Source organism: Iodobacter fluviatilis, assembly GCF_004194535.1.
Lineage (GTDB): Bacteria > Pseudomonadota > Gammaproteobacteria > Burkholderiales > Chitinibacteraceae > Iodobacter > Iodobacter fluviatilis_A.
Map to the genome: position 1 here is coordinate 1,340,359 of NZ_CP025781.1, position 14,212 is coordinate 1,354,570.

At 41.4% G+C, this 14,212-nt stretch carries 16 protein-coding genes; all 16 read right to left on the reverse strand.

What is annotated here, in order from left to right:
- Positions 1 to 21: 21 nt before the first annotated feature.
- Positions 22 to 1,125 carry a glycosyltransferase gene (locus C1H71_RS05810; RefSeq protein WP_130105728.1) on the reverse strand — a complete coding sequence of 368 codons (1,104 nt, stop codon included), beginning with the start codon at positions 1,123 to 1,125 and terminating at the stop codon, positions 22 to 24.
- A complete protein-coding gene (locus tag C1H71_RS05815) occupies positions 1,094 to 2,110 on the reverse strand; it encodes a polysaccharide biosynthesis protein (RefSeq protein ID WP_130108142.1) in 1,017 nt (338 codons plus the stop codon). The genes C1H71_RS05810 and C1H71_RS05815 overlap by 32 nt, the downstream gene beginning before the upstream one ends.
- A 24-nt stretch (positions 2,111 to 2,134) precedes the next feature.
- Complete coding sequence (locus C1H71_RS05820; protein ID WP_188053611.1) at positions 2,135 to 3,478, reverse strand: oligosaccharide flippase family protein; 1,344 nt, start codon at positions 3,476 to 3,478, stop codon at positions 2,135 to 2,137.
- Positions 3,479 to 3,486: 8 nt separating this feature from the next.
- Positions 3,487 to 4,602: a DegT/DnrJ/EryC1/StrS family aminotransferase gene (locus C1H71_RS05825; RefSeq protein WP_130105730.1), complete on the reverse strand. Its 1,116-nt coding sequence runs from the start codon at positions 4,600 to 4,602 to the stop codon at positions 3,487 to 3,489.
- 2 nt (positions 4,603 to 4,604) lie between these two features.
- On the reverse strand, positions 4,605 to 5,690 hold the full coding sequence (locus C1H71_RS05830; RefSeq protein ID WP_130105731.1) for a DegT/DnrJ/EryC1/StrS family aminotransferase: 1,086 nt from the start codon (positions 5,688 to 5,690) through the stop codon (positions 4,605 to 4,607).
- Positions 5,691 to 5,704: 14 nt separating this feature from the next.
- Positions 5,705 to 6,550 carry an acyltransferase gene (locus C1H71_RS05835; RefSeq protein WP_130105732.1) on the reverse strand — a complete coding sequence of 282 codons (846 nt, stop codon included), beginning with the start codon at positions 6,548 to 6,550 and terminating at the stop codon, positions 5,705 to 5,707.
- Between the two features lie 15 nt (positions 6,551 to 6,565).
- A complete protein-coding gene (locus C1H71_RS05840; RefSeq protein ID WP_130105733.1) occupies positions 6,566 to 7,426 on the reverse strand; it encodes a 3-hydroxyacyl-CoA dehydrogenase NAD-binding domain-containing protein in 861 nt (286 codons plus the stop codon).
- 115 nt (positions 7,427 to 7,541) lie between these two features.
- Positions 7,542 to 8,090, reverse strand: a complete 549-nt coding sequence (gene rfbC / locus C1H71_RS05845) for a dTDP-4-dehydrorhamnose 3,5-epimerase (protein WP_130105734.1) — start codon at positions 8,088 to 8,090, stop codon at positions 7,542 to 7,544.
- Positions 8,091 to 8,226: 136 nt separating this feature from the next.
- The gene (gene rfbA / locus C1H71_RS05850) at positions 8,227 to 9,132 is read right to left on the reverse strand and encodes a glucose-1-phosphate thymidylyltransferase RfbA (protein WP_130105735.1); all 906 of its coding nucleotides are present in this window, start codon (positions 9,130 to 9,132) and stop codon (positions 8,227 to 8,229) included.
- A gap of 51 nt (positions 9,133 to 9,183) precedes the next feature.
- Positions 9,184 to 9,447 (reverse strand): DUF2442 domain-containing protein, encoded by a 264-nt coding sequence (locus C1H71_RS05855; RefSeq protein WP_223145997.1) that lies wholly within the window; start codon positions 9,445 to 9,447, stop codon positions 9,184 to 9,186.
- A gap of 2 nt (positions 9,448 to 9,449) precedes the next feature.
- Positions 9,450 to 9,893, reverse strand: coding sequence for a type VII toxin-antitoxin system HepT family RNase toxin (hepT, locus tag C1H71_RS05860; RefSeq protein ID WP_130105737.1), 444 nt, complete (start codon positions 9,891 to 9,893; stop codon positions 9,450 to 9,452).
- Positions 9,883 to 10,263 (reverse strand): type VII toxin-antitoxin system MntA family adenylyltransferase antitoxin, encoded by a 381-nt coding sequence (mntA, locus tag C1H71_RS05865; RefSeq protein ID WP_130105738.1) that lies wholly within the window; start codon positions 10,261 to 10,263, stop codon positions 9,883 to 9,885. Before mntA ends, hepT begins: the two co-directional genes overlap by 11 nt.
- Positions 10,263 to 11,183, reverse strand: a complete 921-nt coding sequence (gene rfbD, locus C1H71_RS05870; protein WP_130105739.1) for a dTDP-4-dehydrorhamnose reductase — start codon at positions 11,181 to 11,183, stop codon at positions 10,263 to 10,265. The genes mntA and rfbD overlap by 1 nt, the downstream gene beginning before the upstream one ends.
- 23 nt (positions 11,184 to 11,206) lie before the next feature.
- The gene (locus C1H71_RS05875) at positions 11,207 to 11,932 is read right to left on the reverse strand and encodes an HI0074 family nucleotidyltransferase substrate-binding subunit (protein ID WP_130105740.1); all 726 of its coding nucleotides are present in this window, start codon (positions 11,930 to 11,932) and stop codon (positions 11,207 to 11,209) included.
- A 4-nt stretch (positions 11,933 to 11,936) separates the two neighbouring features.
- Positions 11,937 to 12,995, reverse strand: a complete 1,059-nt coding sequence (rfbB, locus tag C1H71_RS05880) for a dTDP-glucose 4,6-dehydratase (protein ID WP_130105741.1) — start codon at positions 12,993 to 12,995, stop codon at positions 11,937 to 11,939.
- A complete protein-coding gene (locus C1H71_RS05885) occupies positions 12,992 to 14,191 on the reverse strand; it encodes a GumC family protein (protein ID WP_130105742.1) in 1,200 nt (399 codons plus the stop codon). The genes rfbB and C1H71_RS05885 overlap by 4 nt, the downstream gene beginning before the upstream one ends.
- Positions 14,192 to 14,212: the final 21 nt, after the last annotated feature.

Genomic DNA, 14,212 nt, shown 5'->3' on the forward strand with positions numbered 1-14,212 from the left:
CTGGAGTCAGTTATAAATTGCTCAAGTAAGCCTTGTTTTTTTAGAAAAAACATAACGCCCAAGAACTGTTAATAGCACCATAAAACGGTTCAAAGCAAAGTATGTAAAAGCGAGCATGCCAGAGCTAGAAAAATAGGACCAAACACCACCGCCTAATGATGCAGGAATATTCTTACCATATTTTAGCCGTAGATAATTACCTATCAGCCTAACCCTATACTTAGATAAAGTATCTTTTCCAGCCCCCGCTGCATAAGAAGCTGCCCAAATCACCTCAGGTAAAAATGAATCAGGAACGTTTTTTGGTAATTTTTTAAGGTCGTTAATATCGAAATGTTTTTGCTCAGATATCAAGCCAATATGAGACCTTTGGTTACTTAAATGGCTAGTAGAACTTTGCGATGTACCAGGTATAAACAACTGCTCCGTCAAGATTTTAATATTATCAAACCTTGACATCCTGCCCATTAAATATGCATCCGGAGACAAATAAACCGCCCTTTCTCCATTATTTTCCAGCCCTTGTATTAAACATTTTTTTCTAACTATACCAAAATACGCTTTAGGATGTGCCCATAAATCTGGAGCCATAATCCAAAAGGAAGACATCCTTGACCTAAAGAGGGAAGAAACTAGGAAGACTATACGGATCAATGACTTTCCAATAAAATTTGGAGAGATTAGAGTGTCCTCTGTAAATACACCAGTAAATTTAGTAGATGTACCACGCCAAAACTTTATATCAAAAATAGGAGCAGAAATTGCATCAAAATTCGTATCTTTTAGTTGCAATAATAATTTATCATAATTCTTCAGACAAATTTCATCATCATCACCAATGATAGTTAAAAACTCACCATTTGCTGAATCAATAGCCTTTGAAAAATTTGCTCCAACAGAAAGCTGCTCAGAATCATGGATATATCTAATTCCTCCACCAAATATACTGAGATCCTGAACTGGTAAGCTGCTATTATCGTAAATAATAATCTCTACCCCCTCACGACACAGGCAATTGTAGTGATTTATCATGGCCATAAGTAATTCTTGCCGATTTTTCGAGGGAACTATAATTGATAGCAATTTACTCACGTTAAACCTTAGCCCCCAACTGCTCTTGCACATATGTCAATGTTAGTAACAACTCTTTAATTTGATCTACACTTAGTCTTTCCGTATTGTGGGAAGTGTAGTCATCAATATGATTTGCCTCCGGCTGGCCTTCTATAATAAATTTATCGTAATTTAAATCTCTATTATCAGCAGGGATACGGTAATAACGCCCCATGTCATCAGCTCTTGCCATTTCTTCACGCGATACCAATGACTCGTAAAGCTTTTCACCGTGACGTGTACCCATAATGTTAACCGGAGCATCACTATTAAATAATTCTTTAATTGCAATACCTAAATCACCCACGGTACTAGCAGGTGCTTTTTGCACAAAAATATCACCTTGTTCACCATGAGCAAAGGCATGCATAACTAAATCAACAGAATCCTCAAGTGACATTAAGAATCGTGTCATATTAGGATCGGTAACAGTTAATGGGAGGCCCGCTTTAATTTTCTCAATAAATAAAGGTATAACCGATCCGCGAGAAGCCATTACATTTCCGTAACGGGTAGCACACATCACGGGCCCCCCTTCAGGAACTGTTCTTGATTTTGCAACAAGCACTTTTTCTGCCATTGCTTTAGAAATCCCCATCGCATTAATAGGGTAAACTGCTTTATCTGTACTCAGTAATACAACTCTCTTTACCCCGGCAGAAACAGCTGCACTTAGTACATTTTCTGTGCCAATCACATTGGTACGGACTGCTTCCATTGGGTAAAACTCGCAGGACGGCACCTGTTTTAAAGCTGCTGCATGAAATACATAATCAACACCTGTCATTGCTTGGCGTATGCTATTGTAATCACGAGTGTCACCAATATGAAATTTTACTTTCCTATTGCCTATTGCAATACGCATATCTTCTTGTTTTTTTTCATCGCGGCTAAAAACGATAATTTCACGCACATTGGTATTTAAAAATCGACTTAAAACGGTATTTCCAAAAGAACCGGTACCACCAGTGATCATTAACACTTTATCGTCAAACATATTCATTGCTCCATCAATAACATTTCACAGAAAATAACATATTGTAAGAAAAAAAATAGCCGGAAAGATAGCTACTTTTGCGGCAAAGATTGAATGCTCTTTTATTTCACGCACACAAACACTTCGTAACCACGATGATACCGTTGAACCTGAGTGGTATAAAGCATAACATATGCAAATAAGATCTAATCGCCCCAGTCTTGCACTTAGAAATACAAAGCCCACAAGAATTGTTGTTAGACATATTGATAGCTTGGCCTGAAAATGAAAGTCTTTTATTGAAGTAAGCATTACAAATGGAATATATCCTAAAGCACCAATCGCCAAGCCAGGCATTAATATTTTTATGTAATTTGCAACCTCCGATTTATGTGGGTAAATACCTAACCAATAAAACAGTAATTCTTCTCTAAAATATATTAAAAAGGCAGAAAAAATCAATGAAACCAGTACCAAAATCAATACAAAATACTTGATCAATTTAAAAGAATATATTTTATCCGCACCTGCATTAGCTAAAATAATTTTAGGTTGAAAATACTGGGTTATAGGGCCACCTAAAATTGCCAGTGGAGTCATACAAAATGTCATCGCAAAGAAATATGATGATACGGCTTCAGCAGTCATAAATTTTGAAATAATTATTTTATCTGACTGTAAAGCAACCGCACCTGCCACACCAAATAAAAATAACGGTTTTGCTGAATTAAAAACAGTCTTAATCTTTATTAAATTCTTATCAAAAAATGATCTTTGAACTGTCTTATGAAACAATTTATGCAAAATAACTAAATGTATGAAACCTAAAAGACAATGCACAATTAGAAATGTATCAATTGAAGCTTGTATGTAAACCATTGCCAGCCAGGCACATATTGCCTTAATCAAAACTGCTCCAGCTTGAATGCTACTAGCTGATTTATATTGCAAGGTCGAAACAAGAGATGTCGTGATAATGTTTTGCAAAACACTCAGCATAAAAAATAGAATAGCCAATCCACTTTGTGCAACACTATCAAATAGCAAGTAGTCAAAAAAATAATATAATCCACCGAATACTAAGGTGAATAAAAAATATATAAGAACCACAAAAATTAGTGCGCTAATATATGTACTTACACCCTCATTTTTGTATTGGTGTAAGGCTAAATCTCTACCTACAACTGTTGACATTCCAAAATCTAACATTAATAGCAAAGCTTGGAATGACAATATTACCGCTAAAACAGCAAACTGCTCTACACCTAAAAGGTGGCTATACAGCGGCAAAAAAACAACGCCTACCAACACGGCGCCAGCCTTACTAAAAAAAAGCATAACTAAGTTGAATAATTCTCTATTTTTAAAAGCAGAAATAACTTTGTTCATCCTTAAACTCATGCCAAGGCCAAGACAGCAGTTGCAATTTTTTGCATATCATCTGAATCCAGCCACCAACCACATGGCAAGGCAATTATATTTTTTTGTAATTCATTTGCATTCTTCAGCCCTTGTTCATGAGCATTTTTTGCAAAACAACTATATATATGGTTATTCTGATGTAATATTGACGCAAAAATGCCAAGTTCTTTTAGTCCTGCAAGCAATGCATCTCGGTTAGAGGAAACAATTAAGTAAACCCAATACGATGGAGTTGATCCATCAATTGGTTTAATTGGAACAATTTTTTTTGAACCAAAAAAATATTGATCTAGGTATTTGGCATTTCTTCTCGCTGCATCAACCCGGCGATGAACATCAGGCAACTGCATATAGCCTAGCGCTGAACATAAATTATTTAATGTACAAGCCCACCCGGCCTCTTTGACATCCTCCAGTGGGTTAATTTCACCATCAGTACGTCTAAATTGTGAACTGTTAATTCCAAATCTTCGTAACCGTTTTGCTTTAATTGCATCTTGCTCTAAACGACAAACCAATGCACCGCCTTCAGATGCATTTATTTGCCGATTAGGGTAAAACGAATAGACTGAAAAGTCCCCCCATGAGCCGACCTGCTTTCCATTGACTGTTGCTAATAAGGCGTTATCACAATCTTCAACAAGAATAATTTTATACTCTCTACATATAGCAGCAATTTCTTCAATTGGCGCAGGGTATCCAGCGACATGGTAGACAATCGCCGCTTTAGTTTTGGGCGTAATTGATGCTTTAAATGCCTTAACATCAATTAATACTGAATCTGGAAGTAAATCTACCCAAACTGGAGTCGCACCAAGTGTAGCTATTGGGGAGTTGGTAGCAAGACAAGAAAATGGGCTTGTAATGACTTCATCACCCACCCCCACCCCCGCAATATACAACGCCAAATGCATTGCGCTTGTCATGTCGACGGTTGTAACTACATTTTTTTTCCCTAATAATTCTCCAAGTCCAGCTTCAAATTTAGTTACATATTCTCCACTGGCAATTTTTCCGCTTCTTAACACATCGACTACAACGCGCTCCATTTCAGCGGAATTAACAACCCCAAATAATGGAAGATTCATCATGCCTAACCTCTTTGCAATGCATTTACAATTCTATCGCGATCTTCATCACTAACCCACCAACCACACGGTATATGAATCATATTCTGATAATACTTTTCTAATTCCGGCAACACACCAGCAAATGGTTTAAATATACTGTGATAATGATTTGGCCGATGTAATTTATTAGCTGCAACACCAATATTTGAAAGTAGCTTTTCTATATTACTGGAATCATCCGAAAATATCGTATATAGCCAATAACTTGGGCTAGCAACCTCATCAAAAAAAGGAACTGAGAGTCCTGGAATTTTGCTAATGTGTTCATCAAAATAGCGACCATTTGAAATATGACGACTAATCAGGCCATCAATAACATCCAGTTGAGCTAGGCCAATGGTTGCAGCAACATTATGCATATTATATTTATAACCCACGCTATTTATATCTACCTCGGTGCGTGGTATGCCTTTTTCTAACCCAAACCATCGAAACTTCTTGGCGGATCGCAGTAATGTTTCATCCTTAAATGTAAGAATGCCACCATCTACGGTCGTCATATGCTTGATTGCTTGCATGGAAAAAATAGCAAAGTCACCTATGCATCCAATACTTCGATTTGCATATCGAGCACCCAATGCGTGGGCGCAATCTTCAATTAAAGGAATATGGTGTTTCTTAGCAATTTCCGCAATTTCAGCCAAGCGAACTGGAATTCCAGCATAATGAACAACGACAATCGCTTTAGTTTTTTCTGTGATTTTACGTTCTATATCTTTAGGATCTAAATTACCAGAATTGACATCTACATCTGCAAAAACGGGTATTGCCCCCACCTGCAAAATAACCACATTTGTTGGCTCAGCAGTCATACTCGTTGTAATTACTTCATCATTCGCATTGACCCCGGCCAAAACCAATGCAGCATGTAACGCAGCAGTACCACTAGACATTGCTATAGCCCTATCCAGTCCAAAATGCTGCGCAAAACGACGCTCAAACTCATAAACAGCTTCGCCTTCTGCCAACATCCCACTATATAAAACGTTTTCCAGCATTGGCATCAGTTTTGAGCGGTCCGGCATACCGACTTTAATTAAGGGAAGCATAAACATTATTCCATTTATTGGATTGGATAAAAACGTGCTTTGTTACCGCTTAAAAATCTAATGAACTTCTCTTCTGTTTCAGTAAATTTCTTCTCGTATTTTTTATTTTCAATGCAAAATGCTACAGAAGATAAATTTTCTTCTCTGTCTTGAAAATTAAGCTCATATAAATAAATGATCAATTCACTTTCACCGTTAATTATAATTGAATGATCATTTACAACATGGTGAGTAAAATTGAACAAATTACAAAATTCATCAACCCACCCAAGCATCAATGAGAACTTTTCACTTAAGCTGATATTTTTATAAAAACTAACCCCCTCTCGAACTCTGGCAGGTATTCCAGCAACTACAGCATGGGCGGGGATCGACTTTGTAATATTTGAACCATTCATGCAAATCGCTCTTTCACCAATATCAATACCTGAACCAACAGTGCAGGACCCAACAAGCCAAACATCTCGACCAATTCGTGTAGATCGGCTAGAAAATAGTTTACAACCTTCAATCTGTTCACCGGCAGCAACGTGAGTCCAGATTTGTGAGTACATCCCTACTCTCACACCATCATCAATACTTAACCCACCCGTACCATCTAAAATTGAATTTTGACCAAACCAACAATGCCTCCCAATAGAAAGGCCTGCAGTTGATAGCAATAACGTATTTGCGTGAATTGTAGACCAATCACCAATTGTGACATTCCCATTTTCAATTATAATCTTTACACCATTACCGATCGTTACATAATCTCCAATTGATAATAATGATTCATTCTTAAAAATCACAACGGCATCTTCCCCAATATTGCAATTTTTCCCAATTTCTACACGCCCTTTGCCAACAACCTTAATCATATGGCACCCTTATTATTAATAATCATAAAACCCTTTACCCACTTTTTTACCTAACCTTTTTGCTCTCACCATTTTTTTTAAGTATGGATGAGGACGATATTTCTGATCACCCGTTTCACTATATAAAACTTCCATTATCGACAAAACAACATCATTGCCAATTAAATCTGATAGTGCCAATGGACCTATGGGATGATTTGCCCCAAATCTCATTGCATTATCAATGGAATCACGATCCGTAACATTTTCAGCCAAGATACAAACTGCTTCATTAATCATGGGAATTAGCATTCTATTGACAATAAAACCTGGCGAATCAGTTACAACAACAGGGCATTTCCCTATTGCCTCTGCATATTTTTTGACAGCGTTTTCTACACGATCACTGGTATGGTAACCTCGTATAACTTCAACGAGCTTCATTAATGGAGCGGGGTTGAAAAAATGCATCCCAATCAAGTTCTCTGGCTCAATCATTGCCTGAGACAAATCTGTAATTGAAATAGATGAAGTATTAGATGCAATAATATATTTTGAATTTTCAACTAAATTTAATTTATTGATTACACCAGCTTTAACTCCTAACGATTCTTCAGCCGCTTCATGAACGAAATCACAATGTATAAATTCATCAAAACATTTCACATTTACAATTTTATTCTTTGCAGCACTTGCCACTTCAGCGGATATCCTGCCTTTCTTTGCTAGTTTATCCAAATATCGAAAGATCTCTTCCATCCTTTCATTTAGATCGGCACCACGTGCAGAACGCCAATAAACAGTTTCCACCGCATTTGACATACTCAATAACTGCACCAAACTTGTACCCATTACGCCAGCACCAACAACACCAACAATATATTTTTCTGTACTCATAAGACCTCAAAAAATTTCTATAGACCAACTTTACTAAGTGTTAGTGCATATCAATAATAACTACCTTACTAAAACACTACTTTTAAATCTTATTCGTTGAAAGGTTAACTATTTATTAATCAAATATGGATGCCTCTAAAAACGGGGACGCAAATTCATCTTTTTTAGACAGAACTGCTGTCATACAATCTGGCCATTCAATTCCTAAATTTAGGTCATCCCATCGTATAGATTGCTCAAGGTTCTGGTACCAATAATCTGTAGTTTTATATAAAAACTCTGCCACCTCTGACACCACGACAAAACCATGCGCAAAGCCTTCTGGTATCCATAGCTGACGCTTGTTTTCGGCACTCAGTGTAACGCCCACCCATTGCCCAAAAGTAGGTGACGATTTGCGGATATCTACGGCAACATCAAAGACTTCCCCCAAAGTACAGCGCACTAATTTGCCTTGGGGATGCGGTGGCAATTGATAATGCAAACCACGCAATACCCCTTTTACTGAGCGGGAATGGTTGTCTTGTACAAACTCAACTTTCTGGCCAATTGCGGCTTCAAATTTGGCGTGGTTAAAGCTTTCGTAAAAGAAACCGCGCTCGTCTCCAAAGACTTGCGGCTCGATAATTTTTACATCGCTAATTGCGGTATCAATGATTTTCATATTGTACTTTTCACACCAAAGATGGGCTTAGCCCATTCTTCGGGTTTTATTCCTATGTAAGAATGATTTTCTTTATCGACAAAAAACGCTCAACACAAGTGGTTGGCTAGTAAACCACGCTTACCACAAAAAATCATCAGAATGTTTTGTCTTTTAGCATGTTCAATAAATACTGCCCATAGGCATTTTTCTTTAAAGGTTGGGCTAGTTTTTCTATTTGTGCAGCATCAATCCAGCCTGAGCGGTAGGCGATTTCTTCGGGGCAGCATACTTTTAGACCTTGGCGCGATTCGATGGTTTGGATGAATTGGCTGGCTTCTAGCAAGGACTCATGGGTGCCGGTATCTAGCCAAGCATAGCCTCGGCCCATAGTTTGTACGTCTAGCTCGCCCATGGCTAAGTAGGCAGCGTTTACATCGGTGATTTCTAGTTCTCCACGAGGGGACGGTTTAATCGCCTTGGCAATTTCTATTACGCGATTGTCGTAGAAATAAAGGCCCGTTACGGCGTAGTTTGATTTCGGTTTGAGTGGTTTTTCTTCTAGGCTAACGGCTTTGCCTTGCTCATCAAACTCCACTACACCGTAGCGCTCAGGGTCGGTAACGCGGTAGGCAAATACGCTGGCACCGCTGGTTTTGGCCGATGCGTCTTGTAATAATCCAGCAAAATCGTGGCCGTAGTAGATGTTGTCACCCAACACCAAAGCGCAATTGTCTTTGCCAATAAATTCTTCCCCAATAATAAAGGCTTGGGCAAGGCCGTCTGGGCTGGCTTGTACTGCATATTGCAGCTGAATACCCCACTGGCTACCATCGCCCAATAATTGCTCAAAGCGCGGGGTGTCTTGCGGGGTGGAGATAATCAGGATTTCTTTGATGCCCGCCAGCAGCAAGGTACAAAGCGGGTAGTAAATCATCGGCTTATCATAAATAGGTAGCAGCTGCTTACTCACGGCTAAGGTGGCCGGATAAAGACGAGTGCCACTGCCACCGGCTAAGATAATGCCTTTGCGAGTTGATGTGCTTGTATTAGAAGTTGTCATATTTTTCTCGTTTACGGTTATCTGGCGGGTTTCTCCCGCCCTACAAATTCATTATGCTTGCTTTAACCAAGCGATCGTCTTGCCACTTGCTCGCTCATAGAGTGTTTCTGGCGATACATCAAAGCCACAATGCCATACCAAGGTCGGCCATTCATCCAAGTAAAATTGAGCAAATAAGGTTTGATCTCTTAGCGGCCAAGCAATTGGATAGCGCTGGATTAAATCACTTAAATCTACAATTCCGCGCTCGTCATTATTAAATTCCAATGCAATACGATAGCCATCCAGATATTGAGCAGATCGAACATGGATCATTTTCATCCTTTAATGCCACGCACCTCATCAGGATTACATTGAAATGGGGTATTTAAAAAATCCAGCATAAATTGATAGGCATTCGTTTCAAGCAAACGATAAATCACCCTGCTGTCTAAATTCAAATAATCATGCACAATTCTATTTCTCAGTCCTACTGCCCTTTGCCAAGCTTGTAACTCTTCACTCGTTTGCAAGCGCAATTGATGCAGCAAGGCAAAACAATCATATGCGCTCACTGGCGCAACTTGTCCCTGTGCTTTTAGCAAATGTTTTGCCTTGCCAATTGCGCTTTCTGTAATCACCTGTAGCGCATGAGCGACTCCAGAAAACTCCAATGCGCTGAGGCTATGATTTTGCTGCAAGCGCTGCTTTGCTTCCTGCAAAATTAAAGCTTGCCTTGCCGCATGGGCAGCGGTTTCAGCTTGATAGGTATTAAACTTCATGCTCTTTTTCCCACTGAAACATTTCCAGCTCGCGCCATGTTTTCGTTAAAAAACGACTCCAAACCAGCGTGTTATCTCCCTTTAGTAGCACGCCGTAATTCGCTATTTGCTCACGCATAGCAAGGCCTGCTTGGGCAATATCAATTAAATCCAGCTGATCTGGATGCAGGCCCGTGGCTTGTGCCAACTGCACTTGCAAATCACCAAGCTGCTGGTAACGCTCCAGCGGGTCAATGCCATATTCAAATGCAATGCCAATATCCCAATCACTCTCCGCATGGGCGCTGCCATTGGCACGGCTGCCCACTAAAACAGCAAAGCTGACTTTAGTGGCCTGCTCCAGTGCTGTTTGCAAGCGCTGCAATGACATTAGTTTTTGCTCAGCAAGGTCATCACTTGCGTCACACCGTCTTGCCAATCTGGCAGACAAAGGCCAAAGGCGGCTTGTAGCTTTTCTGTGCTTAGCTGTGAATTTGCTGGCCTTGGTGCGGGTAAGGGGTAAGCGCTGGTTGGGATGGGGAGAATTTGTGTAGCTTTAACTTGAACGTCAGCCGCTTTTGCTCGCTCAACCACGCTCTCTGCATAGCCATGCCACGTTGTACTTCCAGCGGCAACTAGATGATAAGTACCATATAAGACAGGGAGTGGGGAGTCGGGAGTTAGGGATTGCTCCGAGGCTAAAATTTGCTGAATCGCATGAGCGGTCACATCGGCCAATAAGCTTGCCGCAGTCGGCGCGCCGTGTTGGTCGGCGATGATTTTTAGCTCCTCCCGCTCACCCGCCAAGCGCAAGATGGTTTTCAGGAAGTTGCCGCCGTGCGCGCCAAACACCCAGCTGGTTCTAAATATCAGATGCCGTGGATTGGCGGCGGCAATCGCCAGCTCTCCGGCTAACTTAGTCTTTCCATACACAGACTGCGGGTTAGGCGTGTCAGTCTCGCTATACCAGCCGTCTTTTGTGCCATCAAACACATAATCGGTGGAGTAATGCACCAGCAAAGCGCCAATCTTAGCCGCTTCCTCTGCAAAAACTTGTGGGGCAATCGTGTTAATTGCGCACGCTAGCTCTGGCTCGCTTTCGGCCTTATCCACTGCCGTATGCGCAGCAGGGTTCACAATCACATGTGGCTGTGTTCTGGCGACCAGTGCTCGTATCGCTGCTGGATCACTTAAATCACAACCATCCCGATCAACCGCAATCACCGTACCCAGCACGGCTAGGCTGCGCTGCAGCTCAAAACCGAGTTGGCCGTTTTTGCCGGTCAATAGAATACGAATAGTTTGCTTCATTTTGACCTACTCTTCACTGGGATCTACTTTTCACTGGCTAAAGCAGCTTGCAAGCTAGCTTCTAATTGATTAAATGCACCAATATAAGCGCCTACTTTGCCTAATAAAGCAGACACCTCTCGCTCGTCATAAACATGGCTGGATAAATTACGCATTTCTATCATGTCTAGCCAAAGAGCCTCATCCTGAAGTAAGCCTTGAGCAAAAGCGTCTTTAAAAATAGCGCGGGGATTTTTGCTATCAATTCCCACAAAATCTAAATAGCGCTTTAATGCTTTCCAAGACATTTCAAAAGTAAACTCGAAACGCTGCACGTTAATATCCAAGACCACATCGCCAAAACCTTCTTGGCGTAAGGCAATCGCTTCTTCTTGCACCAAGCGTAAACGTCGCAACGCTCTGGAGAAATACAATAAGCCGTCTTCTGCACGCAATTGCTTGCTGGCACTGAATAACACCCGCCCAGTCTCTTTCACCCTTTGAGAAAAACGCGGCTCAGCATGGGCAATATTAGCGACGTCAATTTTGATTAAGGTTGGCAACAAATCCACTTCTGCACGAATTATGGCCATGCTTTCAGAACTGGCATTTGCATCATCAAAGGCAAAATCATAATCACTGGTCTCCTTGGCTTCACCATCCACGCGTGAGCCAAACAACCAGATTCTGCTTGGATTTAAATGGCGCAAAATAATGCCCACTACCGCATCAATCAGTTTCTTATCCAAAACCGGCGTCACTTCTGCCATTTTTTTAAGCCCCGTATTGCTGATCAATCCAGTCCTGATAATGACCACTACTTACATTCTGCACCCAATCCTGGTGAGTCAGATACCAATCTACCGTTTTAGCAATACCTGTTTCAAAGGTTTCCGCAGGTTTCCAGCCTAGCTCTCGCTCTAGCTTACTCGCATCAATGGCGTAGCGCTTATCGTGGCCGGGGCGATCTGTTACATAGGTGACTTGCTCAGCGTAAGCCTTGCCATCACTTCTCGGCTGTCGCTCGTCAAGAATCTGGCAGATGGTGTGGACTACATCTAAATTCGGCTTTTCATTCCAGCCGCCTACATTATAAGTTTCACCCACTACGCCCGCTTCCAACACGCGGCGAATGGCGCTGCAATGATCTTTTACATACAGCCAGTCGCGAATCTGCTGGCCATCGCCATAAATCGGCAAGGCTTTACCAGCAAGGGCATTCAGAATCACCAGCGGGATCAACTTTTCAGGGAAATGATAAGGGCCGTAATTATTGGAGCAATTGGTGGTTAATACCGGCAGTCCATAGGTATGGTGCCACGCTCGAACCAAATGATCGGATGCGGCTTTAGATGCGGAATACGGGCTGTTTGGCTCGTAAGCCTTGGTTTCGGTAAAGGCAGGGTCATCAACCGCTAAAGAGCCATAAACTTCATCGGTAGACACATGCAAAAAGCGAAAAGCAGTTTTATTATCCGCAGCTAAATCTGTCCAATAGCCGCGCACGGCTTCTAGCAAATTAAATGTGCCCACTACATTGGTCTGAATAAACTCGCCCGGGCCGCTAATGGATCGATCCACATGCGATTCAGCGGCAAAATTAATCACAGCACGGGGCTGATATTTGGCCAGTAATTCGCTGATTACGGCTTTATCGCCAATATCTGCGCGCACAAAAATATGCCGTGCATCGTTTTTTAATGAGGCTAAGGTATCTAGATTGCCAGCATAAGTGAGCTTATCTACATTAATAAGCGGCTCATCAGACTGGGCCAGCCAATCCAATACAAAATTACCACCAATAAAACCTGCACCACCCGTGACTAAAATCATGCTACGCCCTTCCATGTGTTCTTTAATAAATCCAGACGCTGTTTTTGCTCTGGATTTGTACCCATTTTATTCATTGCTTCTAGGATAAAGCTCGCCAAAATAGCCAAAAAGAAGCCCGCAAATAAGGCCAGTAAAATTAAAATGGCACGTTTAGGTTTGGCTTTTCTTTCTGGGGCAATGGCGCTATCTAATACCTGAATATTTGCACCATCTTTGGCTTCATCTAATTTAGCAATTTCATATTGCTTAGACATCAACTCAAATAGTGTTTCTTGGTATTTCACATCACGCATTTTGCGAATGTAATCCAAACCAATTCCTGGCGCTTTGCTCTTAGCGATGAGCACATCTTCATTCTCATCCCCGCCCTTGCTCATATCTACCAGCTGGGTTTGCAGGCTATCAAGCTCCGCCTTGGCTCTTTGTAATTCAGGATTATTCTCAGTAGCAAAATTACGCATGGCATTCAGCTGCACTTGCTTGGCCGATACTCTGGCACGTAAAGCAGCAACTGCTTCTATCGCCACTTTGCCCTGCTCATTGAGCTGCAACACACCGGTTTTTTCCTGTAACTGCCTTAAGGCAACTTCTGCGTCGGCCAGCTCTTTTTTAGCCGTAACAATCTGCCCTTCAAAAAACTGACGGCGCTGCGCTGCTTCAGTCACAGCCAACACCTTACTTAAATTACGTAGCTCTTCTACATAGGCATTAGCAATGGCAGCCGCCAGTTTTGGGTCTTTATCCTCTACCGTAATCGAAATCAAACCATCTTTACCGCTAGCAATCTTGCTGCTGCCCTCAAGGGCAAGCAAGGTTTCACCCGCTGTTTCAGTTTCGTATACCGATTGCAACTTAAAACGCTCGACCAGTTTTTCTTCCAAACGGCGGCTTTGCATCATGGCGATATAAATATCATTCGGGCTTTTCATCCCCAACGCCGCACCTGCGCCCCCCGCCAATCCACCCAATGATGCCAACATCGCCGATGCAGAAGACTGCTGTTGTTGTGGTGGCAAAATAGTTGTTTTGGCTTCAAAAATAGGCGTGGCGACTAAGCCATACACTAAAGCTAAAATGCCAAACACAATAGGCAGGCCAAAAATTAATTTTTTATGCTTGGCCAGTACGATTAATAAATCAATCAGGCTGATTTCATCGTCCTGATCGTTTTCTTGGGTAATTACTTTGTTTTCCATGGGCTCTAATCGTTATTGTTG